General features: G+C 36.6%; 13 protein-coding genes and 1 pseudogene. 9 read left to right on the forward strand and 5 right to left on the reverse strand.

What is annotated here, in order from left to right:
• The first annotated feature begins 129 nt into the window (after nucleotides 1–129).
• Nucleotides 130–1,848: an ammonium transporter gene (locus tag E5Z56_RS07330; RefSeq protein WP_138157227.1), complete on the forward strand. Its 1,719-nt coding sequence runs from the start codon at nucleotides 130–132 to the stop codon at nucleotides 1,846–1,848.
• Between the two features lie 712 nt (nucleotides 1,849–2,560).
• On the opposite strand, the pseudogene E5Z56_RS12320 reads toward E5Z56_RS07330, so the two are convergent.
• The 5 genes and pseudogenes from E5Z56_RS12320 to E5Z56_RS07360 all read right to left on the reverse strand — a co-directional run bounded on the left by E5Z56_RS12320 (nucleotide 2,561) and on the right by E5Z56_RS07360 (nucleotide 9,521).
• Nucleotides 2,561–3,530: pseudogene (locus E5Z56_RS12320) on the reverse strand (IS30 family transposase).
• A gap of 550 nt (nucleotides 3,531–4,080) precedes the next feature.
• Entirely contained in the window at nucleotides 4,081–4,395 is a 315-nt protein-coding gene (locus tag E5Z56_RS07345; RefSeq protein ID WP_138157228.1) for a hypothetical protein, read from the reverse strand.
• Between the two features lie 177 nt (nucleotides 4,396–4,572).
• Nucleotides 4,573–5,778 carry an aspartate kinase gene (locus tag E5Z56_RS07350; protein WP_022504709.1) on the reverse strand — a complete coding sequence of 402 codons (1,206 nt, stop codon included), beginning with the start codon at nucleotides 5,776–5,778 and terminating at the stop codon, nucleotides 4,573–4,575.
• Between the two features lie 65 nt (nucleotides 5,779–5,843).
• The gene (locus E5Z56_RS07355; RefSeq protein ID WP_138157229.1) at nucleotides 5,844–7,061 is read right to left on the reverse strand and encodes a homoserine dehydrogenase; all 1,218 of its coding nucleotides are present in this window, start codon (nucleotides 7,059–7,061) and stop codon (nucleotides 5,844–5,846) included.
• 45 nt (nucleotides 7,062–7,106) lie between these two features.
• Nucleotides 7,107–9,521 (reverse strand): transglycosylase domain-containing protein, encoded by a 2,415-nt coding sequence (locus E5Z56_RS07360; protein WP_175405415.1) that lies wholly within the window; start codon nucleotides 9,519–9,521, stop codon nucleotides 7,107–7,109.
• Between the two features lie 263 nt (nucleotides 9,522–9,784).
• Here E5Z56_RS07360 and E5Z56_RS07365 point away from each other — a divergent pair, with 263 nt between their 5' ends.
• The 8 genes from E5Z56_RS07365 to accC all read left to right on the forward strand — a co-directional run bounded on the left by E5Z56_RS07365 (nucleotide 9,785) and on the right by accC (nucleotide 16,660).
• Complete coding sequence (locus E5Z56_RS07365; RefSeq protein WP_138157231.1) at nucleotides 9,785–10,102, forward strand: hypothetical protein; 318 nt, start codon at nucleotides 9,785–9,787, stop codon at nucleotides 10,100–10,102.
• A 286-nt stretch (nucleotides 10,103–10,388) separates the two neighbouring features.
• A complete protein-coding gene (gene fabK, locus E5Z56_RS07370) occupies nucleotides 10,389–11,339 on the forward strand; it encodes an enoyl-[acyl-carrier-protein] reductase FabK (RefSeq protein WP_138157232.1) in 951 nt (316 codons plus the stop codon).
• Nucleotides 11,327–12,229, forward strand: coding sequence for an ACP S-malonyltransferase (locus E5Z56_RS07375; RefSeq protein WP_138157233.1), 903 nt, complete (start codon nucleotides 11,327–11,329; stop codon nucleotides 12,227–12,229). Before fabK ends, E5Z56_RS07375 begins: the two co-directional genes overlap by 13 nt.
• A 16-nt stretch (nucleotides 12,230–12,245) precedes the next feature.
• A complete protein-coding gene (gene fabG / locus E5Z56_RS07380) occupies nucleotides 12,246–12,989 on the forward strand; it encodes a 3-oxoacyl-[acyl-carrier-protein] reductase (RefSeq protein WP_138157234.1) in 744 nt (247 codons plus the stop codon).
• Nucleotides 12,990–13,022: 33 nt separating this feature from the next.
• The gene (gene fabF / locus E5Z56_RS07385) at nucleotides 13,023–14,264 is read left to right on the forward strand and encodes a beta-ketoacyl-ACP synthase II (protein WP_138157235.1); all 1,242 of its coding nucleotides are present in this window, start codon (nucleotides 13,023–13,025) and stop codon (nucleotides 14,262–14,264) included.
• 1 nt (nucleotide 14,265) lies between these two features.
• Nucleotides 14,266–14,778 carry an acetyl-CoA carboxylase biotin carboxyl carrier protein gene (gene accB / locus E5Z56_RS07390; protein ID WP_138157236.1) on the forward strand — a complete coding sequence of 171 codons (513 nt, stop codon included), beginning with the start codon at nucleotides 14,266–14,268 and terminating at the stop codon, nucleotides 14,776–14,778.
• Between the two features lie 93 nt (nucleotides 14,779–14,871).
• The gene (locus E5Z56_RS07395) at nucleotides 14,872–15,282 is read left to right on the forward strand and encodes a 3-hydroxyacyl-ACP dehydratase FabZ family protein (RefSeq protein WP_022504718.1); all 411 of its coding nucleotides are present in this window, start codon (nucleotides 14,872–14,874) and stop codon (nucleotides 15,280–15,282) included.
• Nucleotides 15,283–15,310: 28 nt separating this feature from the next.
• On the forward strand, nucleotides 15,311–16,660 hold the full coding sequence (gene accC / locus E5Z56_RS07400) for an acetyl-CoA carboxylase biotin carboxylase subunit (RefSeq protein ID WP_138157237.1): 1,350 nt from the start codon (nucleotides 15,311–15,313) through the stop codon (nucleotides 16,658–16,660).
• Nucleotides 16,661–16,703: the final 43 nt, after the last annotated feature.

Below are 16,703 nucleotides of genomic sequence, written 5' to 3' on the forward strand. Positions count from 1 at the left end.
TTTAAAATTAAATATTAACCTTTAATCTTCAAAAACAGTATGCTCCTTGTGTCAGGAGCAGGGAGCATACTTTTTTATATCTATTCTTTTTTAACATTTAACATTTTTACTTGAGGAGATGAAGGAGATATGGATGCAAATTCTGTATTAGACATGGTGACAAGTACCTCTTTTGGTATTTGGTTTTTGATTGGTGCTGCACTTGTATTCTTTATGCAAGCCGGCTTCGCAATGGTTGAGACTGGTTTTACCAGAGCAAAAAGTGCCGGTAATATCATTATGAAGAACCTTATGGACTTCTGTATCGGTTCTGTTGTATTTATGTTCTTAGGCTTCGGTCTTATGATGTCTGAAGACTACATTGCAGGTGTAATTGGTGCTCCTAACTTAGGAATTTTCACTAATTACAGTGGTTTTGATTATTCAAGCTTTGTATTCCAGTTAGTATTCTGTGCTACTGCTGCTACAATCGTTTCAGGTTCAATGGCAGAAAGAACAAAGTTTAGTGCTTATTGTATTTACTCAGCAGTTATTAGTGCTGTTGTTTATCCTATTGAAGCAGGTTGGGTTTGGAACTCAGCCGGTTGGCTAAATCAGTTACAGTTTGTTGACTTTGCCGGTTCTGCTGTTATTCATACAGTTGGTGGTACTACTGCTCTTATCGGTGCTATCTTAGTTGGTCCTCGTATCGGTAAATATAGCAAGACAAAGAGTGGTAAGATTAAGTCAAACGCTATCCCAGGTCACTCACTAACACTTGGTGCACTTGGTGTATTCATTCTTTGGTTCGGTTGGTACGGCTTTAACGGTGCTGCTTGTACTACAATCGAAAGCTTAGGTTCTGTATTCCTAACAACAACTGTTGCTACAGGTGCTGCTACAGTTTCTTGTATGATCTTTACTTGGATTAAAGACGGTAAGCCTGATGTTGGTATGTGTCTAAACGCATCCCTAGCAGGTCTGGTAGCTATCACAGCTCCTTGTGCATCTGTTGATGCTCTTGGTGCATTTATCATCGGTATTGTTGCCGGTATCTTAGTAGATGTAGTTGTTGAACTACTTGATAAGAAGTTACACATTGATGACCCTGTAGGTGCTGTTGGTGTTCATATGGCAAACGGTATTTGGGGTACTCTTGCAGTTGGTCTATTTGCAACAGGTAAGGGTGAAGGTGCTTTCGTAGATGGTTCTGCTTTAGCCGGTCTATTCTATGGTGGTGGCTTTAAGCTACTAGGTATCCAGGCTTTAGGTATTTGTGCTATCGTTGCTTATGTTGTAGTAGCAATGACAATCGTATTCCAGATTATTAAACATACAATCGGTCTAAGAGTTTCTGCTGAAGATGAAATCATCGGTATGGATGTTGCTGAACATGGTCTATCATCAGCATATGCAGACTTTATGTCAACAACACCTGCTTACAACGGTGAAGTTGCAGAAGAAGTTGACCTTAAGGGTGTTAAGCCTGTTGACCTAACACTAGGTACAAAGGCTACAGGCAAATATACTCAGGTTTCAGTTATCTGTCCTGAAGACAAGTTTGGTGCTTTAAGAGATACAATGAACGCTATCGGTGTAACCGGTATGACAGTTACACAGGTTATGGGTTGTGGTGTTGAAAAAGGTCACCTAGGTAGATATAAGGGTGTTCCAACATCTATGAACCTATATCCAAAGGTAAAGGTAGATATTGTTGTTTCAACTGTTGACCCAGGTCTTGTAGTTGCAGCAGCTCAGAAAGCTATCGGTACTGAACATAGAGGTAGTGGTAAGATCTTTGTATCTGATGTTGAAGATGTTATGAGAGTTCGTACAGGTGAAACCGGTTACGATGCCCTTAATGACTAATTAATTTAGCTTACTAGTATAGTTCCTTCCTGAAGAACTTATACTTAGTTTTATACCTATCCTTTTTAGGAAAGCAGGTGTCATATGACATCTGCTTTTCTCTTTTGTCTTTTTAATTTTGTTTGTGGGTTGGTATAAGTTAGTGTTACAAATTAATTTTTTAATTTTGATTGTGGGTTAAAATAAATCACTTCAATAAATTTGGGTTTTCAATTTTGTCTGTGAGTTAAGGTAAATTTGTTTTTTAGCTTTTATTGTGGTTAAAGAAAAGTTTATTTTTTATTTAATATAAAGAAAAATTTACAAAAATATCATACCTTATACTATCGTTAAAGTGTGGCTAACAGGTGTAGGGTCTTTCAACAAAAGTTTTTTTACAAAAAACTTTTGCATAAGTTCACATTAGCAAATCAAACTTCGCCTATGGCTCGTTTTCTTTGATGTTCACTTAATTGATGTCCCGTTACAAACTATTCTAAATAAAGGTATTATGCCCTATGTAGATATTATAAATTTATAGTCTGTAAATAGGGCAAAAATCCCATAGGTATCACACTTTTTTACGGGCGAACGGTGTTCGCCCCTACAGTGTAACTCATAATATTTATTATATTTTATAGTTAGAGATAAAGGAAAGTTTCAGATAATATGGAATTGTAAATGAATTTACAATTCCAACCACTCCTTCCGTCTTTGTGTACGCAAAGACACCTTAGATTGTCAAACCAAGTGCAACACTTTGATTAAAATAGTCAATAGGTGAAAGAAGGTCTAAACATTTTCTAGGTCTATTATTGATTTTATCAAGGACTGCATCAAGTTGTGCTCTTGTGACTTTTCTGAAATCAGTACCTCTTGGAAAGAAAAATCTTAATAGTCCATTGATATTTTCATTTGAACCTCGTTGCCAAGGAGCATGAACATCTGCAAAATATATTTCTAAATCTAAATCTTTTTCAATATCAGCATATCCGTTAAATTCAGAACCATTATCTAAAGTTAATGTAAGTGGCTTGATTTTTAAAGAAGCTTTTTCAAAAGCTTCTCTAAAAGCTGAATTAATTGATGAAATAGATTTATCTTTACAGGTAGCAGCTACAAGAAATCTTGATTTTCTATCAATAGCAGTAACAAGATAGCCTTTTCCAACTGAACCGTAAATTGTATCTCCCTCATAATCACCAAATCTTCCTCTCTCATCAATTACAGAATCACGATTATGAATTGATTTTTCAGAATGTTTAGTGTAGGTCTTACGCTCAGTTCTGTAAGGTTTTCCTCTTCTTCTAAGATGTGATGCAGGTGAAATACCGGGAATAATTTGGAACGAATTGCACGATAAATAGAAGAAAAGAAATCTTTATATTATGATTTAAATTCCATTTATCGGCTATTATTTCGGTGACCAAAAGGAATGTAATTTATCAAATACATAATTATATATATCTGTGTATATGAGTAAATTATTTTTCTATGACAATCCTTTCTTCTTACTAAATATTTTACATGTGCGCCCCAAGAATGATAGTGTTTGCGTTTTTTACTAAAATTCCGTTTTAATTCTCTGCTGATTGTAGAAGGACTTCGTTCAAGTATTTTGCAATTTTTCTTATGCTATATCCTTTTTCGTAAAATTCTTGTAGACATTCTCTTTCAATTAGTGTAAGATGTGTATATGACAATATGATTACCTCCGTATTATGTTTGGTGTTGCAACTACATTTTACACGTTGGTTTTCATATTGTCTATTTTTTTAGTGTTGCACTTGTTATTATAATCTACCGAGGCTACAAAGTCTGTACAATTTCTTTAATTATGTACAAATATACAAATTTGTACATATTATGTTTGGCTTCCTCAGACGAGGAAGCTGTCGATTGTAAATTGACGGTACGGCAATTTACCTTTTATAAATCGACTGAAGGAGGGAAAAACTATAAATTAGATGAATTAATCGGCTACTATTTAATTAACCTACACTACATAAACAACCCCACAAACCCTAATTTATCTAATCAATCTTAACCCACAGACAAAATTGGAAAGCTATAGTTTATAAAATGTATTTCTATTAATTCACTAACCCACAATCAAAATTGATAAATAAAAAAGCTAACTGATTTAGAATCAGTTAGCTAATGAGTATAGAATATGTAATTTAAAAATACAAGTCTATTAATTGAAAATTAAGCCTATTAATTGAAAATTAAGCCTATTAAATGAAAAATATTTTAGTCTATAGAATCATCTGTTGAAGTATCGGCAGTTTCTTCTGTAGGCTTTTTCTTTTTTGTGTAATCACAGTAGAAGTCGTCAACTTCACCAAGTGCATTTTTCTTAATAACTCTACCGTTGCCAACCATAATGCCACCAACTAAAAATAGTAAAATGCCAATAATAACAGATGCTCTGCCTAGTGAACCTACACCGGTAAATACTGTTGCAAAAACAATTAATCCCAGTATTACAAGTGCAGTACCAACAACAATAAGAGCATCATATGTATGATATTTATTTAGTATAAGTGTTTCTTTTTCGTCTTTCATAATGTCCTCCAAAAAGGTTTATAAATATAGTTTAACATTATTAGTGGTAAGTGTCAATAAATATAGAGCAATTGCTTTCTAATATAAATAAAGTTTTAGGGAGAGGTTTATATATAAAAAAGGGACGAACTAAGTTCGCCCCTAGATAATCAAAATGTAAGTTAATACTAATAAATATTAGTCAAAGAACTTATCGTGAATTGCAGAAACAGCTCTGTCAGCATCTTTCTTAGCAATAAGAACAGATGTTTTAATTTCAGAAGTAGCAATCATCTGAATATTAACATTGTTGTTGTAAAGTGCTTCAAACATCTTTGTAGCAACACCGGCATGGCTTTCCATACCTGCACCAACAATAGAAATCTTAGCAACATCCTTGTCAAGTGTTACTTCTTCGAAGCCTAGAGCATCTTTGTTGTCGTTTAGAGTGTCAACAGCTTCTTGACCCTTATCAGCAGCAACAGTAAATGCAATATCCTTTGTGCCTTCAGTACCAACAGACTGAAGAATAATGTCAACATTAATATCTTTTGCTGAAAGCTTTGAGAATACTTTGAAAGCAAAGCCCGGTTCGTTTGGAATACCCTTTATTGAAATTCTTGCAATGTCGCAGTCCTTAGCAACACCTGAAATAATCATTTTTTCCATCTTTGGTTTCTCCTTTACTATTGTACCTGGTTTATTAGTAAGACTTGAAAGTACTTCAAGTTCAATTCCATATTTTTTAGCCATTTCTACAGAACGGTTGTTTAGAACCTGTGCACCAAGAGTTGCAAGTTCTAGCATTTCGTCATAAGAAATTTCCTTTAGCTTAATTGCGTTTTTAACTTTTCTAGGGTCAGCTGTGAATACACCTTCAACATCTGTGAAAATCTGACATAGGTCAGCGTGTAGAGAAGCTGCAATAGCAACTGCAGATGTGTCACTACCACCTCTACCTAGAGTTGTTAGGTCTTCGTGACGGTTAATGCCCTGGAAACCTGCAACAACAACAACCTTGTGTTGGTCAAGTTCCTGACGAATTCTCTGACCATCAACATTTTTAATTCTAGCTGATGTGTGAGCTGATGTTGTCTGGAAACCTGCCTGCCAGCCTAGTAGTGAAATTGCCGGTACACCAAGCTTTTCACAAGCCATAGCAAGTAGTGAAATTGAAATCTGCTCACCTGAAGCAAGTAGCATATCTCTTTCTCTCTTGTTAGCCTCTGGGTTGATTTCCATTTGCTTTGCAATGAGGTCATCTGTTGTATCACCTTGAGCAGATACTACAACTACAACGTCATTACCCTTTTTGTAAGTGTCTGTTACAATCTTTGCAACATTAAACACTCTTTCGGCATCGGCTACTGATGAGCCACCGAACTTTTGTACTATAAGTGCCATTTCCTATCTCCTTATTTTCCACCTAAGTGAATTTTTATATAGATTTAAAATGATAAACTAATTAATTATAGGTTGCCAATTCTAATAGCAGAAAGAACCTTTTCACCATTTTCATTAAGTTTAGCAATCTTTTCTTCGATTTCACCAAACTTATATTCCTGTGTCATAAGAACTGTGTTGCCATCAGCCTTCATAATTTCTGAATCAGGGAATAGGCTCTGTGCCATTTCACCCTTACCGGCAACTCTTATGTACATTGCTGTCTTACTATCTTTATATGAAGCAACTTGGCTTCCGTCACTATCTGTCCAGAAAATTCTCTTTCTAGCCTTTAAGTGCTTTGCACAGTCAACAACATCGGCTACAACTGCTGATGCAGTAGGTAACTTACCGGCACCCTTACCGTAGAACATTACATCACCTGTACAGTCACCCTTAACTAAGATACCGTTAAATACATCGTTAATGTCTGATAGGATACAATCCTTTGAAAGTAGCATTGGAGCAACCAGAATGTCTAGTTTGCCATCTTCTGTTTTCTTAACATCACCGATTAATTTGATAACATAGTTTAGGCTGTCGGCATATTTAACATCATCAAGTGTGATTTCTGAAATACCCTTTGTGTAAACATTGTCAGGATAAATGTGTTTACCAAATGCAAGAGAAGCAAGAATACAAATCTTTCTACAAGCATCATGACCTTCAATATCAGCTTCAGGATTTCTTTCGGCATAACCTAAGTCTTGAGCTAACTTAAGAGCATCTGAGAAATCCATATTATCGTTAATCATCTTACCGAAGATGAAGTTTGTTGTACCGTTTAAAATACCGGCAATTTCGTCAACTTCATTTGCTACTAAGCACTGTGAAAGTGGTCTGATAATTGGAATACCACCACCAACTGATGCTTCAAATAAGAAGTTAGCATTGTTTTCTTTTGCTACTGCAAGAAGTTCTGCTCCATGCTTAGCAACAAGTTCTTTGTTAGATGTTACAACGCTTTTACCTGCCTGTAAGCATCTCTTAACAAAGTCATATGCAGGGTTTGTACCACCCATAACTTCAACAACAACTCTTACTTCAATGTCATTTACAATGTCCTCAAAGTTCTTTGTAAATCTGTCTGCCAGTGGGCTGTCAGGAAATTCTCTTAAGTCAAGAATATGCTTAACATAAAGTTCCTCGCCAACTGCTTTGAAAAGTTTCTGTTTGTGTGTTGTCAGAATTTCTGCTACACCTGAGCCAACTGTACCGTGACCCATAATTGCTACTGAAATCATATCTGTACCTCTCTTGTATATTTATCTTGTTTTGTAAAATCTTAGTTAGTTTGCAGCTCCTGTAGTTGCTACCGGTTCATTGTTGTTATTCTCGGCAGGCTTTGTGTCAGGAGCTTGGGTTGCAGGTGCTTGAGTTTGTTGATTTTCTTGTGAAGCAGGTTCATTTTCTCCACCGCTTTCGGTTGCACCCTGAGTTGTTGCGTCATAATTATTATAATCGTTATTATCGCTATAAGCTGTTGTGTAGTTGTTATAGTCAGTGTAGTTATTGTTGTTGTAACTATCATTGCTATAAGTGTCATCATTGTTGTAGTAAACTGTACCACTGTGGTCACCGTAACAATAGTCAGGTTTCTTATCCTTAAAGTAATAACCTGTTCTTGTGTTTGAACAATATGATGAAGCTAACAGACCGGAATCTACACAATAAGAAATTTCTTCCATATCAGCAGGGAAGTTGTAAGACTTTTTCTTCTTACCCTTTAGATACTTTGACATAACTGTCTGGAAGTTCTTTGCTGCAATAGATGTATCCGGGTTAGTTGCCGGTGTATCAAAACCTGTCCATACTGCAAGTGTTGCATATGGAGAACAACCACAGAACCAACTATCCTTATCGTCATTAGTTGTACCTGTTTTACCGATAATATCCCAACCGTCAATTCTGGCGTTATATGCTTGAGTGTTGTGGGAAGTAGTAACATTAAAGTGAAGTTCTCTGTTCATAATGGCAGCAGTTTCATCAGAGTATGCTTGTTTTGGCATTTGGTCTCTTTTGTCAATAACAATCTTGCCGTCATTATCAGTTACATAGTAATAAGTGTATGGTTCGTAATACTGACCACCATTGCCAAGGTACTGATAGGCAGCTGCCATTTCTCTGGCAGTAACACCACCTGTCATACCACCGATAGACAATGCACCAACTTCTTTACCGTCTTGTTCATCAAGGTGAGTAAAGCCCATTAGCTGAGTAACTTGCTTATATGCAGCAGCCGGTGTGATTTTGTCCATAACCTGAGCAGCTGTTGCGTTTGAAGAAATTTCGATAGCATCCGGAAGTGACATTGTACCTTTGTAACCGTTATACCAGTTTGTAGGACCAGCCTCGGCATATCCGTCTGTACCAACCTTATAGTCATCAAGTGGTTCATCTTCTACCAGTGAACCATAAGTTAGAACATTGTGTTCAATAGCATAAGGATAAACAACTACCGGCTTAATAGAAGAACCGGGCTGTAGTGCAGCAGATGTAGCTCTGTCAAAAAGATTGTTACTTGTTTTCTTTAGGGAAGAACCGGTAGTAGCAACAACTCTACCGTCATATTCCATAAGAGTCATAGCAGTCTGTAGTCCTGTAACATCATTTTCTGTGTTAACACTTCTACCAACCTTTTCGATGTAGTTCTGCATCTTAGTATCCATAGCACAATAAATCTTTAGACCTTGTGTTGAGATCATTCTCTGTGCAGCATCTTCAGAAATATCATTCTGCTTTGCTAAATCCTTCTTAAGGTCATTCATAAGTTCTTCAATATACCAGTTCTGAACATAGATTTCTTCTTTTTCTTTCTTCTGGTTATATCCGACGAACTTCATATTCTTGGATTCTTTCATTGCGTCTTCATATTCTTTTTTTGTTATCTTACCTTGGTTGTACATTTCCTTGATAACAATTTCTCTACGCTTCTTGTTGTTTTCAGGGTAGATAAGTGGATTCCATTGGCTAGGGTTCTGTGTGATACCAGCAATAGCAGCACACTGAGCAATAGAACACTTCTGAATATCTTGACCAAAATAAAGCTGAGATGCAGCCTGAACGCCTTGACAGTTGTTACCGAAGTTTACAACATTTAGGTAGGCCTCAAGAATCTGGTCCTTAGTGTATTCCTTTTCAACATTCAAAGCTCTGAAGATTTCTCTAATCTTACGATTTAGTGAAACCTGATTGTCATCAGTAAGGTTCTTGATTAACTGCTGAGTGATTGTTGAACCACCATAGCTACTTGAACCGGAAGATAGGGAAAGCATAGCACCGGCAGTTCTCTGCCAGTCAACACCATGGTGATCATAGAAACGCTTGTCCTCAATAGCAACCATAGCATCTTTCATATGCTGAGGAATGTCCTTAAAGTCAACCCATACTCTGTTTTCTGTATCGTAAATGGATTGATATTCCTTAAACTCACCATCATCGTTTTGTACATAAATGTGGCTGGTTAGGTTTAGACTTGCAGCAACAAGGTCGATGCCTGTTGGTTCAGAAGCAATGCCAAAGATATATACCCCTAGGCTGATACCTACAGCAACCATAGCACATACGAAAACCATAAAAATGGTGAATATAGCTTTTCCAATACCTGAAAATACTACTTTACTAGTTCCTTTTTTGTCGTGTTCGATTTCACTTCTACCAGAAGGTTTCTTAGTACTCATCTTACTGATATCAGTTTCTCTCAAACCGACCACCTCCTTTTTAAGGCAATATTCTGTTTTATTTGTAATTTTATTATGTACTTTATCTACATTATAATTTTTCAATATATATGTAAAACATAACAGATAACATTGTACCATATTATCATACAAAAATAAACCTATTTTTTACTTTTTCTTTATATGTGCAAAAAAAATCTTTTAATATATGAATATTCGTATATTTTTATGAAAAAATAATTCCTTGAAGGAATATTTTTCTAATTATGTGAAAGGAAGTTGAACATATGAAGGAATATGTAGCTATTATCCTAACCGGATGTATTCTCTTTGCATCGGTTTTTGTGTCAGCAAATTTTGAACTTAAGGAGGATGAACTAACCCAAACTTTAAGTCAGCAAAAGGCTACTGCATCAGAAATTTATTATGTGAAAAATTACAAAGGTTATGTTTCTGTTTTTAAGAAAAATGAAAAATCTCCGATGATAAAAACCGATACTCTTGTTAGTTCATTACCTTATGATGACCAAGATAAATTGAAAGAGGGAATAGAGGTTAAGGGAGATACTTCTCTGAGAAAATGTTTGGAAGATTTTTGCAGTTAGCTTTAGTTTAGTGTGAAAACAGTTTTTTAAAATAAAGTATATGCAAGAACGGTTAATTAATAGACAAAAATATATAATTATGATTAATAATACACAAAATTTTAAGTTATAAAAACCTTTTAATTATGAACTATAAGAGGGAAAACAAGGGTGCATTTCATTGACAATAAGGCTTTTTTATAGTACAATAACAAAGATTGGAGAATTGTGCCCTTTTGCAATTTTGCAAAAAGGTTTATCTACTAAAACTACCTATTTTCTAGGTTGCGTAAATTGGAGGTACATAATGATTGATACTGTTATTAATAAAGAATTAGGTATTCAATACCCTATTTTTCAAGGCGGTATGGCTTGGGTTGCTGATGCTTCTTTAGCTTCCGGTGTATCTAATGCCGGTGGCCTTGGTATTATCGCTGCTATGAATTCTAACGGAGAACAACTTCGTGCAGAAATTAAGAAATGTAAAGAAATGACTGACAAACCTTTCGGTGTAAACATTATGATGATGTCACCATTCGTTGACGAAGTAGCAAAGGTTGTTGTTGAAGAAGGAGTAAAGGTTGTTACAACAGGTGCAGGTACTCCTACAAAATATATGCCAATGTGGACTGAAGCAGGTATTAAGGTTATTCCTGTAGTAGCTTCTGTTGCACTTGCAAGAATGGTTGAAAAGCGTGGTGCTTTTGCAGTTATTGCCGAAGGTGGCGAAAGTGGTGGTCATGTTGGTGACTTAACTACAATGGCTCTTGTACCTCAGGTTGTAGATGCAGTTAATATTCCTGTTATTGCAGCCGGTGGTATTGCTGACGGCAGACAGATTGCTGCTGCATTTATGTTAGGTGCTAAGGGTGTACAGGTTGGTACAAGATTCTTAGTATGTGATGAATGTACTATCGCTCATGAATATAAAGAAAAGGTCCTAAAGGCTAAGGATATTGATACTGTTGTTACAGGTAAGCGTCTAGGTCATCCTGTTCGTTCAATCAGAAATAGCTTTACTAAGGAATATCAGGCTTGTGAATATGACCGTACAAACTGTGATGATGAAAAGCTTGAAAGTATGGGTACAGGTAAGCTAAGACTTGCAGCTCGTGAAGGTGATGTAAAGAACGGTACTGTACTAGCCGGTCAGGTTGCTGCTATGGTTAAGAAAGAACAACCTGCTAAGGAAATTATTGAAGAAATGTTTGCTCAAGCTGAGGAAACACTAAAGGGAGCTACACAATGGGTAAAATAGCATTAGTATTCTCAGGTCAGGGTGCACAGTACCCGGGTATGGGCAAAGAATTATACGATTGTTCTCCTGCTGCTAAGGCAGTTTATGATATGGCTGACTCTATCAGAGAGGGTACAAGTAATCAGTGCTTTAACGGTACAAAGGAAGAACTTTCTGTTACAGTAAACACTCAGCCTACAGTTTTTACTGCTGACCTTGCTGCTGCTGAGGCAGTTAAGGAAAAAGGCATTAAGATTGATTATGTTGCCGGTTTCTCACTAGGTGAAATTGCAGCACTTGGCTTTAGTGGAATTATGAGTTATGAAGATGCTTTCAAACTTGTTTGTAAGAGAGCAGCATTAATGGATAAAGCAGCAAATGAAACTCCAGGTGCTATGGTAGCAGTTATGAAGCTAACACCTGAAAGAATTGAAGAAATTGCTTCTGAATTTGATGAGTGTTGGCCTGTTAACTACAACTCACCGGCACAGACAGTTGTTGCTATGAATAAAGATAACCTTGATGCTTTTTGTGAAAAAATCAAAAGTGAAAAAGGTAGAGCAGTACCTCTAGCAGTAAGTGGTGCATTCCACTCACCTTATATGGCTAAGGCAGCTGTTGGTCTTGGTGAATATTTAGCAGATATGACACTAAATGAACCAACTATTCCACTTTATGCAAACTATACAGCAGAAGAATATAGTGGGGACTATAAGTCACTTATTACTAATCAGTGTAAAAACCCTGTAAAGTGGCAGAAAACAGTAGAGAATTTAATTGCAAATGGTGTTGACACATTTATTGAAGTTGGTGTTGGCAAGACTTTAACAGGTCTAATTAAGAAAATTGACAGAAATGTTACTGCAATTAAGGTTGAAAATAAAGAAGATTTAGATGCACTAAATGTGTAAGAAAAAGGAGAAGTATATGAAGTTAGAAGGTAAGATTGCTCTTGTAACAGGTGGTTCAAGAGGTATCGGTTTTGCTACTTGTAAGAAGTTAGCAAGTGAAGGTGCAACAATTATTATTACTGATATTTGTGACGAAGAAAAGGCAGCTCCTGCTATTAAAGAATTAGAAGAAATGGGAGCAAAGGCGAAGTTCTATAAGAGTGATGTTTCAAACTTTGAATCAGCACAGGAAACTGTAAATGCAGTTATTAAGGACTTTGGTGGTCTTGATATTCTTGTAAACAATGCCGGTATTGTTCGTGATATGCTAATGATTAAGATGACAGAAGCTGATTTTGATGCAGTTATCAATGTTAACCTAAAGGGTACTTACAATATGATGAAAGCAACTTATAAGCACTTTATGAAGCAGAGAAGTGGTAGAATTATCTCTCTAGCATCAGTTGTTGGTATTATGGGTAATGCCGGTCAGGCTAACTATTCAGCATCAAAGGCAGGTATCATCGGTCTAACAAAGACAGTTGCAAAGGAACTAGGTGGCAGAAATGTTACAGTTAATGCTATTGCTCCGGGTTATATTGCAACTGATATGACAGATAAGTTATCTGATAAAGCAAAAGAAGTTATGTCAAGTGGTATCCCAATGAAGAGAGCCGGTTCTCCTGAAGATGTTGCAAATGCAATTTGTTTCCTAGCTTCTGATGATGCTTCATATATTACAGGTGAAGTTCTAAGAGTTGACGGTGGTATGGCAATGTAATTTGCCTTAAATTTACGAAGAAAGGTAGCTAATATGAGAAGAGTAGTAGTAACTGGTATTGGAGCAGTAACTCCGGTAGGTAATGATATGAAGACAACTTGGGACAACCTTGTAAATGGTGTTTCAGGTATTGACTTTATTCCTGAAGAACGCTTTAGTACAGAAGGTCTAAAGGTTAAGATTGCTGGTTTGGTTAAAGATTTTGAACCAACAAAGTATTTTGAAAAGAAAGATTTAAGAAAGAACGATTTATATACACAGTATGCAGTTGCAGCAGCAACTGAAGCTGTAGAAGACAGTGGCATCCTAGGTAAGATTGAAGAAGATAACTTTGGTGTTTATGTAGGTGCAGGTATCGGTGGTCTTGAAAGTTTCTATAAGAACTCTATCAATATGGAAAAGTTTGGTGCAAGAAAGGTTAGCCCATTCTTTATTCCAATGATGATTGCTAATATGGCTTCCGGTACAATCGCTATTAAGTTTAAGGCAAAAGGTCCTTGTGTGCCAATCGTAACTGCTTGTGCAACAGGTGCAAACTCAATCGGTGAAGCTTTCCATGCAATCAGAGATGGTTACTGTGATGCAATTATAACAGGTGGTGCAGAAGCAGCAGTTTCTCCACTATCAATTGCCGGTTTCCAAAACTGTAAGGCACTTACAACAAGAAATGACCCTAAGACTGCATCTATCCCATTTGACAAGAACCGTGACGGTTTTGTTATGGGTGAAGGTGGTGCTTGTATGATTCTTGAAGAATATGAACACGCTAAGGCTCGTGGTGCTAAGATTTATGCTGAAATTGCCGGTTATGGTAACACTTGTGATGCTCACCATATTACTGCTCCTGATGCAACTGCCGAAACTCCTGCAAAGGCAATTAAGGTAGCTATGAAAGAAGCTAATGTTACAGGTGATGAAGAATGGTACTGGAATGCTCACGGTACATCAACTCACCTAAATGATGTAACAGAAACAAAGGCAATTAAGATGGCTCTTGGTGAAAATGCTTACAGAGTAAATGTTTCTTCAACTAAGTCAATGACAGGTCACCTATTTGGTGCTACCGGTGCATTAGAGGCTATTGTTTGTACACTTGCTCTAAAGAATGGTATTATCCCACCAACAATCGGCTACACAGAAAAAGATGAAGAATGTGACCTTAACTACACACCTAACAAGGCAGTTAAGAGAGATGTAAATGTTGCAGCATCTACTAACCTTGGTTTTGGTGGTCACAATGCTTGTCTAATCTTCAAGAAGTTTATGGAGGACTAAGATGGAAGTTTTTAAACTAAAGAAGTATGACCTTGATGATGTTAAAAGATTAATTGAACTTGCTAATAAGAACGATTTAAGTGTTCTTGAAATAGAAACAAAAAAGGGCAGAAGAATTCGTATTGAAAAGAATAAGCCTGTTGCTCCTGCAGTAGCTTTTAATGCTGCTGCACCTGCACCGGCTGTTGCACCTGCTCCTGTACAAGCTCCTGTAGCAGAAACTGCACCTGTACAGCAGTCTGCTCCAACTCCTGCAACTGCAACTGCTCCTCAGCCTACAGGCAAAACAATTAAAGCACCTATGGTTGGTGTTTTCTATCAGGCAGCATCTCCTGAAGCCGAACCATATGTAACTGTTGGCAAGACAGTTAAAAAGGGTGATACAGTTTGTATCATTGAGGCTATGAAACTAATGAACGAAATTCAGGCAGAAGAAGATGGCACTATCAAGGAAATCCTTGTAAAGAACGGTGACATTATCGAATACGGTCAGCCACTTTTCGTTATTGAATAATTTTACATAATAATTTTGTATGGGCGAACATTGTTCGCCCCATTATGCATTAATATGTAAAAATAAATTACAACTAAAGAAAGGTAATTTAAAATGAATCAAGAAGAAATTAAGCAGATTTTACCTCATAGAGATAATATGCTACTTGTTGAAAGAGCAGAATTAACAGGTGAAAATGAGGCAAAAGGTTATTATACAATTAAAGGTGACGAATTTTTCTTAAAGGGTCACTTCCCTGGAAACCCTGTTGTTCCCGGTGTTATTCTTTGTGAAATGATGGGACAGGCCAGTTGTGTACTTCTTGCCGATAAGGTAAAAGGTGGTACACCTTACTTTACTAAGCTTGATGGTGTTAAGTTTAAGAAACCTGTTCTACCGGGTGACACATTGGAAACTGTTGCTACAGTTACAAGAGTAAGAGCACCATTCTATTTTATTAGTACAAAGGGTTATGTAAACGGCAAACTTCATGTTCAGGCAGAAATGTCATTTGCTGTAAAGTAAAACTCCTAGAGGATTGGAGATTTAAAAAATGTTTTCAAAAATTTTAATTGCAAACCGTGGTGAAATTGCAGTAAGAATTATCAGAGCTTGTAGAGAAATGGGTATCAGCACAGTTGCTATTTATAGTGAAGCAGATAAGGATGCCCTTCATGTATCTTTAGCTGATGAGGCTTATTGTGTAGGTCCTGCTCAAGTAGGGGATAGTTACTTAAATATGCTTAATATTTTAACAATAGCTGTTTCTTCAGGTGCTCAGGCTATTCACCCGGGATACGGACTTCTTTCTGAAAATGCAAAATTTGTTTCTCTTTGCGAAAAGTGTAATATTACTTTCATTGGTCCATCTTCTCAGATGATTGAGGACCTTGGTGACAAGGATAAAGCAAGAAAAACAATGCAGAAAGCCGGTGTACCTGTTACTCCCGGTACAGAAGTTATTGAAGATGAAAATGAAGCTAAAGCAGCTGCCGGTAAGATTGGCTACCCAATTCTTATTAAAGCTCGTTCCGGTGGTGGTGGTAGAGGTATCCGTCTTGTTGAAAAAGAAGAGGATTTCCTAAACGCTTTCAGAAGTGCATCAAGTGAAGCTAAAAGTGCATTTGGTGATAGTGGTTGCTATATAGAAAAGTTCCTAAAACCGGTTAAGCATATTGAAATGCAGTTGCTTTGTGATAAGCATGGCAATGTTCTATGCCTTGGTGAAAGAGAATGTTCTGTTCAGAGAAAGAACCAAAAGTTAATTGAAGAAAGTCCTAGCCCATCAATTACTCCTGAAATCAGAGCAAAAATGATGGATGCTGCTACTAAGGCTGCTAAGGCAGTAAACTACAATTCAGTTGGTACAGTAGAATTTCTACTTGATAAGGACAAGAACTTCTACTTTATGGAAATGAACACTCGTTTGCAGGTTGAACACGGTGTTACAGAAATGGTAACAGGTCTTGACCTGGTACAGTGGCAGATTAGAGTTGCTGCCGGTTGTAAGCTGGATAAAACACAGGATCAGATTTTCTTCCATGGCCATGCTATTGAATGTAGAATTAATGCAGAAAATCCAGACAAGGACTTCCGTCCATCTTGTGGTAAGATTACAAAGTTACATATTCCCGGTGGTTCATTTGTTCGTTTTGATACTGCTATTTATCAGGATTACATTATTCCACCATTCTATGACAGTATGGTAGGTAAGGTTATTGTTCAAGGCAGAACTCGTGACCTTGCTATCAGAAAGATGAAGATGGCACTTTCTGAACTTTCAATCAGTGGTATTGACCACAACAGAAACCTACAGATTGAAATTCTTTCTGCTAAAGAATTTATTGATGGTTCTTATACAACTGATTTTATTGAAGAATTTGAGAAGAGAAGAAAAAAGTAATTGTATCAAAGTGAAAATCGTGTTATAATGTACTTATATAGTT

It is taken from the genome of Ruminococcus bovis, assembly GCF_005601135.1.
Lineage (GTDB): Bacteria > Bacillota > Clostridia > Oscillospirales > Acutalibacteraceae > Ruminococcoides > Ruminococcoides bovis.

Excerpts from the sequence above, each read along its gene's own strand:
- E5Z56_RS07330 (WP_138157227.1), top strand. The coding sequence starts at position 130 with ATGGATGCAAATTCTGTATTAGACATGGTGACAAGTACCTCTTTTGGT.
- E5Z56_RS07345 (WP_138157228.1), bottom strand. The coding sequence starts at position 4,395 with ATGAAAGACGAAAAAGAAACACTTATACTAAATAAATATCATACATAT.
- E5Z56_RS07350 (WP_022504709.1), bottom strand. The coding sequence starts at position 5,778 with ATGGCACTTATAGTACAAAAGTTCGGTGGCTCATCAGTAGCCGATGCC.
- E5Z56_RS07355 (WP_138157229.1), bottom strand. The coding sequence starts at position 7,061 with ATGATTTCAGTAGCAATTATGGGTCACGGTACAGTTGGCTCAGGTGTA.
- E5Z56_RS07365 (WP_138157231.1), top strand. The coding sequence starts at position 9,785 with ATGAAGGAATATGTAGCTATTATCCTAACCGGATGTATTCTCTTTGCA.
- fabK (WP_138157232.1), top strand. The coding sequence starts at position 10,389 with ATGATTGATACTGTTATTAATAAAGAATTAGGTATTCAATACCCTATT.
- E5Z56_RS07375 (WP_138157233.1), top strand. The coding sequence starts at position 11,327 with ATGGGTAAAATAGCATTAGTATTCTCAGGTCAGGGTGCACAGTACCCG.
- fabG (WP_138157234.1), top strand. The coding sequence starts at position 12,246 with ATGAAGTTAGAAGGTAAGATTGCTCTTGTAACAGGTGGTTCAAGAGGT.
- fabF (WP_138157235.1), top strand. The coding sequence starts at position 13,023 with ATGAGAAGAGTAGTAGTAACTGGTATTGGAGCAGTAACTCCGGTAGGT.
- accB (WP_138157236.1), top strand. The coding sequence starts at position 14,266 with ATGGAAGTTTTTAAACTAAAGAAGTATGACCTTGATGATGTTAAAAGA.
- E5Z56_RS07395 (WP_022504718.1), top strand. The coding sequence starts at position 14,872 with ATGAATCAAGAAGAAATTAAGCAGATTTTACCTCATAGAGATAATATG.
- accC (WP_138157237.1), top strand. The coding sequence starts at position 15,311 with ATGTTTTCAAAAATTTTAATTGCAAACCGTGGTGAAATTGCAGTAAGA.